18 protein-coding genes and 1 riboswitch are annotated in these 16,844 nt (G+C 56.5%); of the genes, 7 read left to right on the top strand and 11 right to left on the bottom strand.

From position 1 onward, the window contains the following. Window positions 1-23 precede the first annotated feature (23 nt). The 7 genes from nadD to H4317_RS03320 form a co-directional block, all read right to left on the bottom strand. On the bottom strand, window positions 24-626 hold the full coding sequence (gene nadD, locus H4317_RS03350) for a nicotinate (nicotinamide) nucleotide adenylyltransferase (protein ID WP_260625802.1): 603 nt from the start codon (window positions 624-626) through the stop codon (window positions 24-26). Beyond that, window positions 623-1,207: a guanylate kinase gene (gene gmk / locus H4317_RS03345; protein ID WP_185888771.1), complete on the bottom strand. Its 585-nt coding sequence runs from the start codon at window positions 1,205-1,207 to the stop codon at window positions 623-625. The genes nadD and gmk overlap by 4 nt, the downstream gene beginning before the upstream one ends. Window positions 1,208-1,216: 9 nt before the next feature. After that, on the bottom strand, window positions 1,217-1,510 hold the full coding sequence (locus tag H4317_RS03340; protein WP_185888770.1) for a hypothetical protein: 294 nt from the start codon (window positions 1,508-1,510) through the stop codon (window positions 1,217-1,219). A gap of 22 nt (window positions 1,511-1,532) precedes the next feature. Then, entirely contained in the window at window positions 1,533-2,180 is a 648-nt protein-coding gene (locus H4317_RS03335; protein WP_185888769.1) for a sigma-70 family RNA polymerase sigma factor, read from the bottom strand. Between the two features lie 74 nt (window positions 2,181-2,254). After that, a complete protein-coding gene (locus H4317_RS03330; protein WP_185888768.1) occupies window positions 2,255-3,547 on the bottom strand; it encodes an O-antigen ligase family protein in 1,293 nt (430 codons plus the stop codon). A gap of 21 nt (window positions 3,548-3,568) precedes the next feature. Then, window positions 3,569-4,606 carry a glycosyltransferase family 9 protein gene (locus H4317_RS03325; RefSeq protein ID WP_185888767.1) on the bottom strand — a complete coding sequence of 346 codons (1,038 nt, stop codon included), beginning with the start codon at window positions 4,604-4,606 and terminating at the stop codon, window positions 3,569-3,571. Between the two features lie 90 nt (window positions 4,607-4,696). After that, window positions 4,697-5,464, bottom strand: coding sequence for a glycosyltransferase family 2 protein (locus H4317_RS03320; RefSeq protein ID WP_185888766.1), 768 nt, complete (start codon window positions 5,462-5,464; stop codon window positions 4,697-4,699). Between the two features lie 372 nt (window positions 5,465-5,836). Between H4317_RS03320 and H4317_RS03315 the strand changes: the two genes are divergently transcribed. Then, the gene (locus H4317_RS03315) at window positions 5,837-6,883 is read left to right on the top strand and encodes an LLM class flavin-dependent oxidoreductase (protein ID WP_185888765.1); all 1,047 of its coding nucleotides are present in this window, start codon (window positions 5,837-5,839) and stop codon (window positions 6,881-6,883) included. Between the two features lie 92 nt (window positions 6,884-6,975). Here H4317_RS03315 and ahcY read toward each other — a convergent pair whose 3' ends face one another. Then, entirely contained in the window at window positions 6,976-8,295 is a 1,320-nt protein-coding gene (gene ahcY / locus H4317_RS03310) for an adenosylhomocysteinase (RefSeq protein ID WP_185888764.1), read from the bottom strand. 118 nt (window positions 8,296-8,413) lie between these two features. After that, on the bottom strand, window positions 8,414-9,196 hold the full coding sequence (locus H4317_RS03305; protein WP_185888763.1) for a DUF4397 domain-containing protein: 783 nt from the start codon (window positions 9,194-9,196) through the stop codon (window positions 8,414-8,416). Between the two features lie 124 nt (window positions 9,197-9,320). On the opposite strand from H4317_RS03305, the gene H4317_RS03300 reads away from it, so the two are divergent. Together H4317_RS03300 and H4317_RS03295 are read left to right on the top strand one after the other, a co-directional pair. Beyond that, window positions 9,321-9,935, top strand: coding sequence for a hypothetical protein (locus H4317_RS03300; RefSeq protein ID WP_185888762.1), 615 nt, complete (start codon window positions 9,321-9,323; stop codon window positions 9,933-9,935). Between the two features lie 48 nt (window positions 9,936-9,983). Beyond that, complete coding sequence (locus tag H4317_RS03295) at window positions 9,984-11,171, top strand: THUMP-like domain-containing protein (protein WP_185888761.1); 1,188 nt, start codon at window positions 9,984-9,986, stop codon at window positions 11,169-11,171. Window positions 11,172-11,234: 63 nt separating this feature from the next. On the opposite strand, the gene H4317_RS03290 is transcribed toward H4317_RS03295, so the two are convergent. Continuing rightward, window positions 11,235-11,840: a DNA-3-methyladenine glycosylase gene (locus H4317_RS03290; protein WP_185888760.1), complete on the bottom strand. Its 606-nt coding sequence runs from the start codon at window positions 11,838-11,840 to the stop codon at window positions 11,235-11,237. Between the two features lie 108 nt (window positions 11,841-11,948). Continuing rightward, window positions 11,949-12,171, top strand: a riboswitch (cobalamin riboswitch). Window positions 12,172-12,370: 199 nt separating this feature from the next. On the opposite strand from H4317_RS03290, the gene H4317_RS03285 reads away from it, so the two are divergent. Next, window positions 12,371-14,308, top strand: coding sequence for a TonB-dependent receptor plug domain-containing protein (locus H4317_RS03285; RefSeq protein WP_185888759.1), 1,938 nt, complete (start codon window positions 12,371-12,373; stop codon window positions 14,306-14,308). A 30-nt stretch (window positions 14,309-14,338) separates the two neighbouring features. Continuing rightward, window positions 14,339-15,427: a YncE family protein gene (locus tag H4317_RS03280; protein WP_185888758.1), complete on the top strand. Its 1,089-nt coding sequence runs from the start codon at window positions 14,339-14,341 to the stop codon at window positions 15,425-15,427. A 78-nt stretch (window positions 15,428-15,505) separates the two neighbouring features. Here H4317_RS03280 and H4317_RS03275 read toward each other — a convergent pair whose 3' ends face one another. Continuing rightward, a complete protein-coding gene (locus tag H4317_RS03275) occupies window positions 15,506-15,763 on the bottom strand; it encodes a hypothetical protein (protein ID WP_185888757.1) in 258 nt (85 codons plus the stop codon). 148 nt (window positions 15,764-15,911) lie between these two features. Between H4317_RS03275 and H4317_RS03270 the strand changes: the two genes are divergently transcribed. After that, entirely contained in the window at window positions 15,912-16,265 is a 354-nt protein-coding gene (locus tag H4317_RS03270) for a DUF502 domain-containing protein (protein WP_185888756.1), read from the top strand. After that, on the top strand, window positions 16,262-16,834 hold the full coding sequence (locus H4317_RS03265) for an AraC family transcriptional regulator (RefSeq protein WP_185888755.1): 573 nt from the start codon (window positions 16,262-16,264) through the stop codon (window positions 16,832-16,834). Before H4317_RS03270 ends, H4317_RS03265 begins: the two co-directional genes overlap by 4 nt. The last annotated feature ends 10 nt before the right edge of the window (window positions 16,835-16,844 follow it).

The following is a 16,844-nucleotide window of genomic DNA, read 5'->3' as shown; positions in this document are numbered from 1 at the left end:
AGTTGAGCGGGCGTTTTTGCTTTCTAGGTAACCCAGTAGTGGTGCTGTCGGATCAAGGACTCAACAACTGTGGGCACCAAATATCGGATGGATTGTCCTGCCTGGATACTTTGCCGAATGAAGGTAGCGGATATGTCTAGTAGAGGAGCAGAAACTACCTGCACACGTGACCCAAGGTCTTGTTCATCTACCGGATGACCGGGCCGCGGGTATACATATAGGTCAAACTCCTGTTGTATACGGTCGGCATCCTTCCAGCCGGCCAGCCCCTCCAGATTGTCGCTGCCCATGAGAAGGGTAAAGGCAATGGCGGGATGCTGCTGACGCAACTCGTCCAGTGTAGCAATGGTGTAGCTGGGACGAGGCAAATGGAATTCTACATCTGACACGCGTAGCTGCTCATTATCAGAAATGGCCGCCTGTACCAGTTCCAATCGGGCAGCCTCTGGCAGCAGCTCTTGTCCTACCTTGTAAGGGCTCTGCGGCGACACGACAAACCACACCTCATCTAATTTGGTGCGCGTGGCCATGTGCTCGGCCAATATCAAATGGCCAATATGGATGGGATTGAAGGAGCCGAATAGCAGCCCGACCCTAGTTGGGTGGCCGGAAGCGGCCTCCATCATAGTATAGCTGGCTCCGCCGTAATGAAGTCCCGCACTAGCTTTTCAGCCTGCGCGGTAGCCTCATCCAGGTCATCGTTGATGACCGTCACATCAAACCGGTCTTCAAAGGTCAATTCAAAATTGGCCTTGTACAGACGGGCAGAAATGCTGGAAGCAGAATCGGTGGCTCGGTGGCGCAGGCGGCTTTCCAACACCTCCAACGAAGGAGGCTTCACGAAAACTGCCAAGGCCCGGTCCTTATAGAACTCCTTGATGCTGAGGCCACCTTTCACGTCTACATCCAGTACGGCGTGCTTGCCGCTCTCCCAAATGCGCTCAATTTCGGACTTGAGCGTGCCGTAGAAGGCACCCTCGTACACTTCCTCCCATTCCACAAACTCATCGTGGCGGATTTTCTCCTGGAATTCCTGAACGGAAATGAAGTGATAGTCTTTTCCATTTGTTTCGGTACGGCCCCGTCTGTCGCGGGTGCACGCCGAAATGGAAAAGCTCAGGTCCGGAATGGCCGCCATCAGGCGGTGGACGATAGTGGTTTTGCCGGCACCGGAAGGGGCCGAAAACGCTATAATTTTACCCTGCATCGGGCAAAATTAGGCCATTTCCGTTTGCAACCGCGACAAAATGGTGTTAGGAAGCGAATTTGGCGCTCCTTTGCGCCCTACATGTGACATGAGGAAGCCAATAAAGGCACGCTGCTTTTCAATGCTGTCGAAGCAGGGCGAGCAGTCATCGGCATGGTCAACGATGTATTCTTCGTCTTCCACGGTGGGTTGCTGCCCCACTACAAGCTGGTCGAGTATCGTATTCACGCGTTCACAGTCGGCGGCAGGCGGTGAGGCCTGCTGCGTGGGAGATGGAATTTGGGTAGTAGAGGTCTTTTCCATGATAAAGTGAAACGCGTTACGGTTATTCGTTTTCGTCTTCTTCCAGCTCGGTGTCTGTAGCACCGGCTTCGGAGCCATATCCCATTGACTGGGCATATTTTTCCAGTTTTTCCTTCAAGAAATTACGAGCCCTGTGCAAGCGGGAGCGAACTGTACCGATAGGGATATCCAGCACTTTGGCCATCTCCTCATAGGTGAACCCTTCTAGGTCGCAGAGGATGATGACGGTGCGAAAATCCACGGGCAGTGAGTTAAGTGCGCTGGCCACTTCGTCGCCGATGAGGTCACGCACGGCTTGCTGCCGCATATCAGACGAGGTTCCACCCGCGTCACTGTCGGACTCGACGTCTTCCGAATTGTAGTAGCCCTCAATTTCGCTGTAGTCGACCTTGGCGGGTTGTTTACTCTTTTTCCGAAAGTCGTTGATGAACGAGTTTTTCAGGATGCGAAACAGCCATGCTTTGGCGTTGGTTCCCTGCTCGAAGTACTCGAAGAACCGATAGGCCTTCAGATAAGTCTCTTGCACAAGGTCATTGGCGTCGTCTTCGTCCAAGGTGAGACGAAAGGCGAAATTGTACAGAGAATCGATTACAGGCATTAATTCAGCCTGAAACCGACGGTCTTTCTCTTCTTTACTAAGCTTCGGAACCCGTTCGGGAGAGTCGCTCATATGGGGGCGCGGCAAATAACAGCGGGGTGAAAAAAAATGCTGTGTAAACAAATGTACTGATTATCCTATGGCACTCAAACGGCACTATTGGCTGCCGTGAGACGGGCCGCCCGCTCGGTATCGACGACCAGAAAGCCGTAGAGGAACACGAACATATTGAAACCGGTCTGCATCTGTAACAACGAATCGACCAGATTAGCAATGGCCATCATGAGCAGGAAGTGTACAACGTACGGATTTTGGCGTAGGGCAGGTTGCAGCAAAGGCCCAAACAATACCAAAAGCCAGAGCAGCAAGCCGACAATACCCCCTCCGACAATGGCTTCCAAGTACTGATTGTGCGTCATCACCCAGTTTTTGGGCAACAAGCCAAAGTTCTGATAACTGTATTGGTCTATCATGGCCGCGTCAACGTCGGCGGGGGCAACGCCCACCAGCAGGTGCTGGCTGGCAATGATGGTAGCAGTTTTCCAGGCAGCGAACCGCTTTGCCATAGAATAGTCGTTGATGTCGCGGCCCGATTTGTACTGGTTCAGGTCATCCAGAGAAACGCTTACACGCCTCTGAATAGGCTCTAAGGTGAAGTAGGCAAGTAACGGTAGTACTGTGAGACCTAGCAGCAGAACGGCTCCGAGCAAGAAGCGCCGCTTCAGCACAATCAGCAAGGCCGCATCCAGTAGTAGCATGCCGTAGAGCACTAGAAGCCCGGTACGGTAAGCTAGCACGTGCATAATCAGGCACAGCACCACAGCACAGCCCAGCAGCCCCCACCGCAGAGCCGATGAGGCTAGCGCGCTACGCCGCATCAGCAAGGCAAAGAAGAAGGCCAATGCCAGCATGATGCTGAAGTGAATATGAAAGATACCCGTAATGGCTGGCACGTTGTGCCCGATGCTTATTTCGTAGTTGGCTTCGGCCGGATTGAGCAAGTAGCGGCCTAACGTGCCTAGGGCCAATGTAGTGGCTAGCCCTACGTACAGCAGACCAATCCCGAAACGCTGCCGCAGATTGAGGGGAACCGCCACGGCAAATGCCAGAGGCACAATGACAAGTGGAAGTTTGCGGTACACTTCATGGCGCCAGATGGCCAGCTCAGAGGTATATACCACACTCACAAGCCAAAACAGGTACAACAGCCCCATAGCCAAGCAAGTACGCAGACGTACGCTGGTTCGTAGGCGCTCAGCTAGTTGCGGCTGGGCCATTGCTGCCAGAAACCCTACGACCGGACTAAGCGACACCATTGCCCGCGACGCAAACAGTCCAATAACGGCCGCTACGCTTGCCAGCAACAGCAGGTATTGTGACAGGCGGCCATCGTGGTAAAGCTGACGCAGAGAAAAAGAGAAGGCAACAGATTGAGTCATAAATCGAAAAAAGACGCTGGCTCAGCTGGACAAGATAGAGGGATTCCACGCAATTATCCGCTGTAGAGCGGCCAGGGGCGCTATTGCTTTGATGCAGGTGCAAGCAACAGGTTGCTGACGGCAGTCTTGGCAAGCAGGTTTATCAAACACCAGATAGTCGGCGTGTGGACCAAGAGGTGCCCAACGGCCCGGGTGCATAGGCCGGATAGGCGGATACAATCCCAGCGTATAGCGCCCGAGAGCGGCCGCCATGTGCAAAGGGCCTGTGCTGCCCGCCACCAGCCCATCTGCGGAGCCGATGAACGCCAGCAGTTGTCGCAACGTCAACTGGCCCGTTAATTCGGCAGTTATATAGGGTTGGTATTCGGCAAGCCACACCTGCAATTCCTGGCCTTCCGCTTCCGTACCCGTCACGAATACCCGATGGCCAGCCTGGTGCAGCAAACGTGCCAGCATACCGAAATGCTCCAGCCCCCATTCGCGGGCACTACCTCGGCTGCGTGGGTGCAGTATCACGTTGAGTTGATCGGGCCTCTTGGCAGCCAGCACCTGCTGCAAGCCAGTGGCTAACGGTTCCTGGGGCGTGAGTCGCACCAAAGCGGTTACTTCGTGCAGAGACGGAAGCGCATCTGGTAGTAGCGGCTGGAGCAGCGTCAGGTTCAACTGGGCCTCATGCAACGGAGAGTTCCGCCGGCTCAAGGCTACCAGCCGATTGCAGGTCAGCCAATGAAACCACCGGTTTCGGGTTCCGATACGGACAGGAATACCGGCTTGTTGGGCCAGGCGGGCAATGGTTTTATTGGGGAATACATGCACAATGGCATCAGCGTGCTGCCGGCGCAGTGTTGCTACTTGCTCAGCGACTGGCAGCTTCTGCAGGTCATCGTAGTTGAGGAAACCATCGAGCCAGGGGCAGGCTTCGGCAATGGCCTGCGTATAGGTGCGGCCCAGTAGCAGCACCCGACAGCCAGGAAAATGGCGCTTCAGCTCCCCGGCAACCGGTAGCGTCAGCACTACGTCTCCAATGGCGTCAGTACGGCTTATCAGGATTGTCTTCATGCAACGTGCCGCTTCGGCAAGCTCTTGGATGTAGCGAAACTAAGTGAAGCGCCACGCAGACAAGAACCTGACCAAAGCCGCCAGAAAGTATTACTCAGCAGCAGCTGAACGGGTTTTAAGCTTGGCAAATTTAAGAAACACCCCCACGGCCGAAATCAGGGCGATGCTCAGGCCGGCAAATCCATCCAGAAATCCAAGCCGCAGAAAGTAGCCATGAACGAATTTCCACCACGGCTTGAGCAATAAATGGAACCACGTCACGCGCCGTTTATTGCGTAGCCACAATTCGTCGGCTGCAATGCTGGTAAAACGGTTGAGCTGACTGACGTGCTGGGCAATGGAGTAGTAGGAATAGTGCAGGGCGTCGCCCTGAAGAGCCCCGATGACCTGCCCGGGTTGCATTTCATACCGCTCGTGCAACAACAATCCCTCCCACTGGCCACGGCGCCGGTCATAGAGGCGCAGTTTACGGTCGGGATACCAGCCGCCGTGGCGCACCCAGGAGCCACAGTAGTTGGTGAGGCGGGCTAGGGTATAGCCGGCACCTTGCCAATTGTTTTTAGCGGCCAAGATGCTCTGGCGTAGCTCTTCGGTCAGGACTTCGTCGGCATCTAGCTGTAGCACATGATCGTAGTGGGCCTGGGCGGTGGCGAAGTTTTTTTGCTGTACATAGCCTTCAAAAGCGTGTTGCACTACCCGGGCACCCAATTCCTCGCAGATAGCTACAGTCCGGTCCGTAGAGAAGCTGTCGACTACTACAACATCATCGGCAATACTGCGCACTGCTTCCAGGCAGCGGGCAATATTAGCTTCTTCGTTGAAGGTGATGATGACGACGGACAGCGGAACAGTGGGCATAGGCGAGGCAAATATCCGGATTTTGATGGCGTGGCAAGCTGCCTGAAACATCTGTGGACGTCAATACTAGGATATTCGCAGCTGCTCATACGCTTTAGCAAGTGTAAACTGATAGCTCGCGTACAGAAAACAAGATACTGGCTGCCGCAGTATCTATTCCAGCCTGACCGTAGATGTAATTGCGAGCGTCACGGCCACCGGCTGGCTTGTACTGCGTTTGGTGCCGGAACAGTGTAGCAGAGCGCCGGTAGCCGAGCATACTCGCGCTTACTTGGTGGCCTTAGGAAGAAGTGAGGCCTGATGGCGTTCAAACTATTTGCCGGGTAGCCGCGTTATCGGGTCAATTCATGTACCTACCTCATTCGACTTATTATGGAACTTGGCATCAGCTCTTTTGGTGAAGTAACACCGGCCCATGTAGCAGGCGGCGACACAGCGGCAGCCCAACGCACCCAGGAGCTTGTGGCATTGGGCCGCCGCGCCGATGAGGCTGGGTTGGATGTTGTGGCCATCGGGGAACATCACCGGGCCGACTATGTAGTATCGTCGCCGGAAATGGTGCTGGCGGCTGTGGCGGCCGTTACCAGCCGCGTGCGACTCAGCAGCGCTGTGACGGTACTCAGCTCCACTGACCCTGTACGGACCTTCCAGAACTTTGCTACACTGGACCTGATTTCAAATGGACGGGCCGAAATAATTGCGGGCCGTGGCTCCTTTATTGAGTCGTTTCCGCTGTTTGGGCAGGACCTAAGCGACTATGACGCCCTGTTCACCGAGAAACTGGGCCTGTTGCTGCAACTCAACGAGCAGGAGGTAATTACCTGGCAGGGCAAGCTCCGGCCGAGCATTGCGGGCAAAGGCGTATACCCACGCCCTTTGCAGCCCAAACTTCCTATCTGGATTGGGGTTGGTGGCACACCGGCTTCGGCTGCCCGGACTGGCTCGCTGGGGTTGGGCCTGACCATTGCCATCCTGGGTGGCGCGCCGGCGCAGTACGTATCCTTCGCCGAGCTGCACCACCGGGCCGCCCAGCAAGCTGGCTATACAGCTGCGCTGCCGCTGTGCCTGAATTGCCATTTTCATATTGCTGAAAACTCCCGGCAGGCCGCCGACGAGTTCTTTCCAGCCTATTCCTCGGTGATGAACCGTATTGGCCGCGAGCGGGGCTGGCCACCAATGACACGGCAACAGTTCGATTACCTGCGTGGTCCGCAAGGGCCGCTGTTTGTAGGAACTCCGCAGGAAATCACCGATAAGCTGGTGTACCTGCATGGGCTTTTCCAGAATACGCGCTTCATCGGTCAACTGATGCTGGAGGGTATGCCGCATGAAGCGGTGCTACGCTCCACTGAGTTGTTCGGGCAGGTAGTAGCTCCTGCGGTGCGTGCCCGCCTGGGTGTGGCAGTACCAGCAGAATAGACATGTAATAGCAATAAAAAAGGGCTGCCATTGCTGGCAGCCCTTTTTTATTGCTATTCAGACAATCTAACGAATTGGTCTGAAAGTGTGGCTTAGTAACGGTACAGGTCCGACTTGAACGGGCCTTCTACCGGCACTTTGATATAGTCAGCCTGCTTGGGCGTTAACTCGTCTAGCTCCACCCCAATCTTGGCGAGGTGCAGGCGGGCTACTTTCTCGTCGAGGTGCTTGGGCAGCGTGTAAACTTTGTTTTCGTAAGCAGCGGCATTCTGCCACAGCTCAAGCTGGGCCAGCGTCTGGTTCGTGAACGAGTTCGACATCACGAATGAGGGGTGGCCGGTGGCGCAGCCCAAGTTCACGAGACGGCCTTCGGCGAGGATAATCACCTCTTTGCCCTCAATGGTGTAGATATCTACCTGCGGCTTCACGGTGTCTTTAGTGTGGCCATAGTTTTTGTTGAGCCACGCCATGTCAATTTCATCGTCGAAGTGGCCGATGTTGCAGACAATGGCTTTGTCGCGCAGGGCGCGGAAATGCTCTTCGCGAATGATGTCACAGTTGCCGGTGGTAGTGATGACGATGTCGGCGCGCGGAATGGCGTTTTCCATCTTCTTCACTTCGAAACCGTCCATAGCAGCCTGCAGCGCGCAGATTGGGTCGATTTCGGTAACGATAACGCGGGCACCGGCACCGCTCAGCGAAGCAGCCGTACCTTTTCCTACGTCGCCGTAGCCAGCTACAACAGCAACTTTACCGGCCATCATCACGTCGGTAGCACGACGGATAGCATCTACTGCCGACTCTTTGCAGCCGTATTTGTTGTCAAACTTCGACTTCGTAACCGAGTCGTTTACGTTGAAGGCAGGCATAGGCAGCGTGCCGGCTTTGGCGCGCTCCAACAGGCGCAGTACGCCAGTGGTCGTTTCTTCCGAAATGCCTTTGATGTCGGCTGCCAGCTCGGGGTAACGGTCCAGCACCATGTTGGTCAGGTCGCCGCCATCGTCCAGGATCATGTTCAGCGGCTTGCGGTCCTCTCCAAAGAACAGCGTCTGCTCGATGCACCAGTCGAACTCCGACTCCGTCATTTCCTTCCAAGCATAAACAGGTGTGCCAGCGGCCGCAATGGCAGCAGCAGCATGGTCCTGGGTGGAGAAAATGTTGCACGACGACCACGTAACCTCAGCCCCTAACGCCTGCAGCGTCTCGATGAGCACAGCCGTCTGGATGGTCATGTGCAGGCAGCCAGCAATGCGGGCACCTTTCAGCGGCTTGCTGTTACCATACTCGCTGCGTAGCGCCATCAGGCCAGGCATTTCAGCCTCCGCCAGACGAATTTCTTTGCGGCCCCACTCAGCGAGGCTCATGTCTTTTACTTTATACGGAACGTAGGCCGTGGTCTTGGTCTCAACCATGATGCTGGATTTTTTTTGAATCAACTACAAAGGTATCCAAAATGTTAGTTCGGCTATACAACAAAACCGGCTGCCCCACAGGAGCAGCCGGTTGTAGCAATTACAAGAGAAACCAGAACTAGTTATGCTGAATAACGACAGCTCGGGGCTGCAGGGCCGGATCGATGCTACCGACAATACCGCGTACAAGCACCGTGTAAATCTTGCCGGATTCGTAGTTTTTGGTAGCTGTAGCCGTAGCCGTACCATTCACGCCTGTGCCGGTGCCGTCGCCGACAGCAACCACTGTTACCGAAGGTGAGCCGCTAGTAACCAACAAGTTGTAAGTACCAGTCGGCACCGACACGAAGCTGGATGCCCACGTGGTGGCCGTGGCCGATGCTGGGAACGTAGCCGTCACGCTTGGAATGTCTACAGGACCAGTTATGGTTTGTTGGGAGAGTTTTACTGTAGCAGGAGCACCCTGTGCCAGATGCACTACGCGCACTTTGGCTTGGCCAGAAGCCGGAGCGGTCAAGTCATCGGTAACCTGCAGCAGCCCTACTGTGGAAGCAGTGGGGGCATAAGCAAACGCCGAATAATTCAGGTTTTTGGCAATAGTAATGGTCTGGGAAGCGGCCGTTTGGTTGGCGCTGTTGTTGATTTTCAGCGTTGGCGTTCCAGCATTCACGTTCAGATAGCCGCTGCTTTGGCCATAATTCAACTGGCCAACTTCCGTATCATTAATCAGCGCTTTCACTTGCGTGTTGGCCGAAGCGGCAGCGTGTGATATCAGCACCTTGCCCTGATCTACAACCGGAACTGGGTCCGGGTCATCATCGCCGCAGGCTGAGAAGGCAAAGGCAGCTGGCAGCGCAGCCGCCAGCAACAAGTGTCGGAAGGTAGGGACGAGGGTTTTCATAGGTTCGGTTGATTGAATGACTGCCGACAGAACGTAACGCTCTCGACTTTTGTTGGGTTGGCTTCCGGAATCTTCTGCTAAACAGCATGATTCCGGTTGGTAGCAGTTCACTATATTTGCTTTTATGTATCATTCTGCTTTGCCCCTGGCGCGGGTATTCCGCCCTTCTTTGGTTGTGTTGCTAAGTCTGTTGGCGGGTAGCGCCATGGGGCAAACAGGCACTCCTATTCAGCTAAGCCCCGAAGACAAGGAGCGAAGCCTGAACGGGGTTCAGAAGAACTTTTATTTCTCACCGAAGGCAAATCCGGCGGATTCTGACTACCAGAACGCGGGCTATTTCGGCCAGAAACTGCGGCCGTACTTGGCTGACAACCAGGAAGCGTTGCGCAACCTGAACCGCTACCGTCGGCAGAAATGGATATTTCTGGCTGAGCGGCTGACGTTTGTGGGTTCTATTGCGGTGTATGGCGCCCAAACATTTAGCGGAAGTGGTGAGCAGCATTACTTCAGCAATCCGCAGAAAGTGACGGTGGGTATTGCCGCGGCCAGCCTGCTGTCGAACATTCTTATAACGCGCCACACCAACGAGCATTTCCAGCGGGCTGTAGATGCACACAATGCTGGCCTATCTTCGGCGCATGACACCGGTGTGCTGCAGCGCCTGATGCCCTCAGGCGTGGGATTGGCAGTAGCTCCGACCGGGCAGCCACAACTAGCATTGCGCTGGCAGCTACGCTAAGTCATAGTTCAGGCGAACCGCCTGTTTGTTTGTTCGTACGAGTAGTTCATGGAATTTCCGCTTCCCGCGGCGTCCCGGCAGTATGTTGCTGAACACCTGCACGACGACCCCGCTCAATTAGCATTGCAGGCCCGGCGCTATCCGGGTTTGCCTATCCCTGATCTGGTTCGCCAGATTCAGGCCCGCCAAAAAGCCCGCCCCAAGGTTCCGGCCTGGGCCGACAATCCTGACCTGATTTTTCCGCCGGCCCTCTCCGTAGAGCAAGCTTCCTCGGCCCGCACGGCTGCCTTCAAAGCGTCGTTGGTGAGCGGGCAGCGGCTGGTAGATCTTACCGGTGGCTTTGGGGTAGATGTGTCGTGTTTCGCCGAGCAGGTGGCAGAAGTGCATTACGTGGAGCGCAATGCCGCTTTAGCGGAAGTGGTTCGCTTTAACCTGACCCACTTGGGTGTCCGGAATGTGCAGTACCATGCCGTAGACGCGGTGAACTTCTTGCGCAGTACGCCCGATACCTTCGACTGGATTTACCTCGACCCAGCCCGACGCGACACGGCAGCACGCAAGATTTTTCGGCTACAGGACTGTGAGCCGGATGTACTGCGCCTGATGCCGCTGCTGCTGCACAAGGGCCGTCGGGTATTGCTCAAAACCTCCCCCATGCTCGATATAGAGCAGGCCATCTTGGAGTTGCGGCAGGTGCGGCGGCTTTGGGTGGTAGCCGTGGACAATGAGTGCAAGGAAGTACTGTATGAGCTGGGCCCTGAGCCAGCCGTAGACCCGGAGCGCTACACTGTGAACCTGCGCCGCGACGGTACGCAGCAGGAATTCCGAATGAACCGGGCCCGTGAAGCCCGCGCTATACCGCGCTACGCCGAGCCGCAGCAGTACCTCTACGAGCCCAATGTGGCGGTGCTGAAGGCGGGCGGTTTTCGCAGTGTCGGAACGGCGTTTGAGCTGCTGAAGCTGCACCAGCACAGCCACCTCTACACGTCCGACGTACTGCGCACAGACTTCCCGGGGCGCATATTCCGCATTCGAGCCGTGGAAAAGTATGATGGTGTGGCACTCAAAGCGCACTTAGGTACTGATGGCCGTGCCCACGTGACGACCCGCAACTTCCCGGATACTGTAGCGGAGTTTCGGCACCGCACAGGCATTCGTGAGGGAGGTGAAATCTATCTTTTTGCCACCACCAATCTGGAGGGCAAGCTGATGGTGCTGGTGTGCGAGAAGCTGTAAAGCAGCGAGCCGGCAGGAGGCGCTGTACCTTATCTGAGTAGCCGACTTCCTGATCTACAACCTCTATTTCGCCGGGCTCACCCACTTACTACCTGCCAGCCGAAACCGCCAAGGCAGCGCCGCATCACTACCGGCATAGTCGATGCCAACCCGCGGACTGGCCACAATTTGATCAGAGGGCACTACTTCCTGATCGTCTTCCAGCCAGATAGTGCCGCCGGTAAGGTCGGTGCCGTAGTGCTTGGTGCTAATGCCCAGCGCTTGGGTCAGCAGGCCGGGACCGGCCGTGAGGTTACGCTGCACGCCCGGCAACCCGCGCCGCAACAGCATTTCCGGGATTCCCTCTAGTGGTTCCAGCCCCCGAATTAGGACGGCATCGGCTTTGCCAGCTTCGTTGGTGATGATATTGAACAGGGCATAGCGGCCATAAATGAGGTACACGTAGGCTATGCCGCCGGGCTCATACATCACCTTGGTGCGGGCAGTATAGCGCCCCAAGTGCGAGTGGCAGGCCAAATCGTTAACGTGAGCATATGCTTCCGTCTCCACAATACGGCCACCAGTCAGCACGCCATCAATTCTTGTGTACAGGTGCTTGCCTACTAGGTCCTGTGCTATCTGTACAGGGTCGGGGCGCTGGTAAAACTCGAGAGGCAGGATTTTGGTCAAAGCAAAAACGGGAATAAAGAAGGCAGAATACAACAACGGCAGTACGGTAGGAAGTCAGTACTGGCCATTACGCGCATCAGCTTTTTGATTTCTCCCAATTTATTGCCTTACCTTCGCGGCTGTAGAGGTGGCCGGACCCCAATTGCGGGGCGAGGCTGAAAAGGGAATCCGGTTCAATTCCGGAGCTGTCCCCGCAACTGTACGCTTCATGAGTTGGTACGCCTCAGCTGCCACTGTTTCGAAGAAAGCTTGCACTTGGTGCGGGCCCGAGAAATGGGAAGGCGGCGTACCCGAAGCAAGCCAGGAGACCTGCCTTTGCAATTCCTATGTTCAGCGCCTTCGGTGGAAGGGCGGAGAATGAATGCAGTGGCCGCTCTAGTAGCAGCCTGATTTTCTGTTTTCGGCCTCGGCTTTGGGGTGGCGTTCCGGCTTTGGAATTCCTTGCCTGAAGTTTTGAACTGAATTTTCCTGGTTCGGAAATTTTGGTTCGAGTGTTTGCGTCCTGTATCTGGCATCACTGCCTGGCTTGGTTGTGCCAGCCTTACCGAAGCGCGCTGCTGCTGGCAGGCCTTCTGCTGTTTGCCGGTGTAGCCTTCGCGCAGCCAACTTCCTCCCCTCTTACCGATTCTGTCCAGCGCCTGCCAGCAGTGCGGGTACAGGGCGTGCGCCCCAGCCGGTTTGCAGTGGGCAGCCGCGTCACAGCGGTACTGGATTCCGGCGCCGTATTGCCGACCGGCAGCACGCTGGCAGAAGCATTGGCTTCCCGAACGCCGCTGTATCTGAAAGAATACGGGCCAGGACAGCTGGCTTCTATTTCTATTCGGGGCACGGCGGCGCAACATACAGCGGTGCTCTGGAACGGCTTCAATGTGATGCTGCCTACACTTGGGCAAACGGACTTTTCACTATTACCCCTGAGCGCAAATACTCGCGCCGAAGTGCAGCACGGCCCGGCCGGTGCTACGTATGGCACGGGCGCAGTGGGTGGCACGGTGCTGTTGTCATCGGGGGTCGTATGGGGCGCAGGGTTGCGAGGCACGGTCCAGGCCGATGCTGGCAGCTACGGCTTGCAAGCGGGTAGTGTGGAAGGCAGCTTCAGCAACCAGCGCATTGCCGTGCGCACCGCGGCCTCGTACCGCACTGCTGACAATGATTTCCCCTACTCTACCCGCGAAATAACCGGCCTAGTGCGCCGCCGCCAGGAAAACGCAGCTTTGCGCCAATGGAGCCTCGCGCAGGATATTGTGCTGCGGGTAGGCCAACGTGGCGAAGTGCAGGCCTCGGCGTGGCTCACGGATGCCGACCGCCAGATTCAGCCATCTATCGGCTCGGCCAATACACACGCCCAGCAATGGGACCAGAGTCGGCGGCTACTCGCCGGCTACCGGCACGTGGCTAGCCGCCATGAGACAGGTGTGAAAGTAGCGTGGTTTGAAGACGTGCTCAACTTCCGTAACGACGCTACGAGCAGCAACTCTACGGTGCACACCACCCAGGCTCAGGCCGACCACACCGTGAATTTTGGCACCCGAGCCAGCCTGCGGGCCGGGGTAGAAGCGCAGCATTTTGCTGTGGAGCCGCAATTGTACCGCCGCGAAGTAACCGAAAACCGCTTTGCTGGCTATGCCTTATTTCGCTACGACCCGCGCCCTGGTTTACGTATCTCGGCCAACCTGCGCCAAGCCGTATTACCGGGCCGCACAGTCCCACTTACGCCTACACTAGGCACCGAATGGCAGGTGTGGCAGACCACCCGGCAGCAGCTTACTCTCAAAGCCAGCACCTCGCGCAGCTACCGTGCCCCTACCCTAAATGAGCGGTTCTGGCCCCAGGGCGGCGACCCAAACCTTCTTCCGGAAAGTGGCTACGGTTACGAACTGGGCCTCCAGCACAGCTACGCAACAACCCCGCAGCTAGCCCTGACCTCGGAGCTGACGACTTACCGCCAGCTAGTAGACAACTGGGTAGAATGGACCTCGGACCCGCGCACCGGCTACACCACCCCTCGTAACCTACGCCAGGTACGCGCGCAGGGCATAGAAGCCAGTTCGCAGGTCAAGTGGCAGTTGGGGCGCTACCGCCTCAGTACCCGGGCGAGCTATGCCCTGACGCAGTCGGAGAAAACCAAGGGCGACGCGGCCGACCAGCTGGCTCCTGGCAAGCAACTGGCCTATGTGCCGCTGCACAGCGCGGCTCTCACTACCGACCAGAACTGGCGCAACTGGCAGCTTTCTTCCACGTTGCGCTACACCGGTTCACGCTCCATTTACTCGGGCAATGGCCAGCAACTGCCGGCTTATCTGCTGCTGAACGCCACCATGGGTTACACCCTAAAGCTCAGTTCCTCTTTGGGCCTGCTGATAGCAGCTCAAGGCTTCAACCTTACGAACCGCAACTATCAAGTGTATGAAGCGCGGGCCATGCCTCCACGCTGGGGCAGCCTGAGCCTACGCCTGATGTGGCGCTAACCCAGTTTTCTCATTCCAACTTTCTTTTCTATGCTGCCAGTGTATCGCACTTTTCCGTTGTTCAGCCGCCTGTTCCTCGCCGGCTTTGGCGCCCTTGCCCTCGCCAGCTGCGACTCCGACGACGAAACCTCCCCTATCTATAACCTCAGCAAAGACGGTAGCAACGTATTTGTACTGAACGAAGGCCAGTATGGCACGCCCAACGGCGAGGTCAGCCTGTTCAGTAAAACGTCCCGCTCGGTCATCGACAACAGCACCTTCCGCACCGTGAACCAGCGCGACTTGGGCGACGTGGTACAGTCGATGCTGGTGGTGGACGAGCAGGGGTACGTGGTGGTCAACAACAGCAAAAAGGTAGAAGTCATTAATCTGCGCACGTTTGCGGCGGTTGCCACCGTAACCGGACTAGAACAGCCGCGTTATGCCATAGCCGCTGCCGCGGGCAAAGTATACATCAGTGAGTGGGTAGCCTTAGGCGGCACTGGCCGCGTGGCCGTACTCGATACGCGCACCAACACCATCACCAAAACTATTGCAGTAGGCCGCCAGCCTGAAGGTATGTTGCTAGCCAACGGCAAAGTGTACGTGGCCAACTCCGACGAAAACACGGTCAGCGTAATCAATCCGGCTACCGATGTGGTAGAAGCCACGCTGCCAGTGCAGGACGGTCCTACTAGCTTGGTACAGGACCAGACGGGGGCCATTTGGGTGCTATGCGGCGGTATCACGCGCTACGGCACTACGGCGCCTTATCCGGTGCTTTCCTCTACTCCGGCCAACCTGATAAAGCTCAATACGACTACTCCGGCAGCTTCTCTGGTACTACCCTTCACTAGTGGCGGCGCCTCGGAGCTACGCTTGAACAGCACCAAAACCCAGCTTTACTACCGCTACAGAGGAGCTGTGTACCAAATGAGCACCGGCGCGGCTGCACTGCCTACCACGCCCCTGATCCGGCGCAGCTTCTATGGCTTCAACATCGACCCAGCCGATAACACAATCTACGGTTCTATTGCGCCTTACAGCGGCACCGGCAAATTCATCCGCTACCAGCCTACAGGCACTGCCATCGACTCATTCAATGTGAGCCTGCTCCCGAACGGCTTCGTGTTTTACTAGCCTACGGTTTTTGCTTCCCGCAAACAAAACAGCCGGCCCCTGAGGGGCCGGCTGTTTTGTTTGCGGGAAATGCAGAAGCTAATCAGCAATTCCGTCGCGGTTACGGTCTTTGGCATCGGCGGCCTTCTCATATACCTGGCGGCCGGTGGGGGTGTTGGTGGTGTCGCGCTGCAGGCCGGCCGTAGCCGAATCGGAGGAAGTGGATTGGCCTGGGTCGGGGTTTTTGGTCTTGTAGGCACCGGTTTCCACATTCGTATCACCAGTAGAAGTACCGGTGTTGCAGGCGGAAAACAGCGTGGTGGCAGCCAGCAGGCTGAGCAGCAGAGGACGTTTCATAAGCGGAAAGAAGTGGAGAGTGTAGCGGTTGGCACGCAAGATAATCGAATGTTGGTACGGCAGAAACAGCCGCGTGTTGTTGCGGTGCTGTCAGCCAAGTTGGCAGCCAAAAACCAGAACTGGTATATTTGCCTTCCTTGCGTTGCCTATGAAACCCCGTCCCACTCCTACTTTCAACTACCCGCACCTGCTGCGCCGGGCCGGGATTATAGCCGCCGTGAGCCTTGCAATGGCGCTGGCGCTGGTTGGGTACTTGTTCGGCGCGGCCGACGGATTCTTTGGGCGATTATTCGGTGCTTTTTTCGTATTTTTCTGGCTGTTGTCGGTTACTTTTCTGGGAGTGGTGCCTTTCGTGAGCTGGGCAGCCGCCAACTGGTTTGGCAAAGGCTGGGCCGAATCTGCACCGGAAACCAACCGGAAGCGCCGACCTGCCGTAGCAACGGCAACCGTTCGTAAACCTACGCGTACAGTAACGCGGTCCGAAAAACATCATAACCCGTGAAAACAACGCTGCTTCATATTAAGAACATGGTTTGCCCGCGTTGCGTGGAAGCCGTCCGTACCGTACTTGAGAAAGCCGGCTACCGCCCCACCGAAGTAACGCTAGGCGAGGCCCACCTCGACGAGCATACGCCCGCCGACCCCGCCGCAGTAGCTCCGCTGCTACGCGAAGCAGGTTTTGATGTCCTGATGGGCCGGGCCGAGCAGATGACCGAACAAATTAAAGGTGCCTTGGTCGAATATCTGGAGCACCTCCGTACGGCCCGTATGCCGCTCACCACATCGGCATTTCTTACCGACCGATTTGCTGCTACGTATTCGCACCTGAGCAAAGTATTTTCGCGGACAGCCAACCTGACCATTGAAAAATACCTGATCCGACTGAAAATTGAGCGGGTAAAGGAAATGCTCAGCTACAATGAAATGACGCTGAGCGAAATTGCCGACCAGATGCGCTACAGCTCCGGCCAACACCTGAGCAACCAGTTCCGCCAGGTAACGGGCCGTTCCGTCAGCGAATTCCGCCGCGAGTTGCTGCCCAAGCGCCTTTCGCTGGACCAACTGGCGTAAAACGTCCCAA

Origin of the sequence: Hymenobacter sediminicola (assembly GCF_014250515.1) — a bacterium.
Lineage (GTDB): Bacteria > Bacteroidota > Bacteroidia > Cytophagales > Hymenobacteraceae > Hymenobacter > Hymenobacter sediminicola.
The sequence above is the reverse complement of the archived record's forward strand: the minus strand, read 5'-3'. Positions and strand labels throughout refer to the sequence as shown.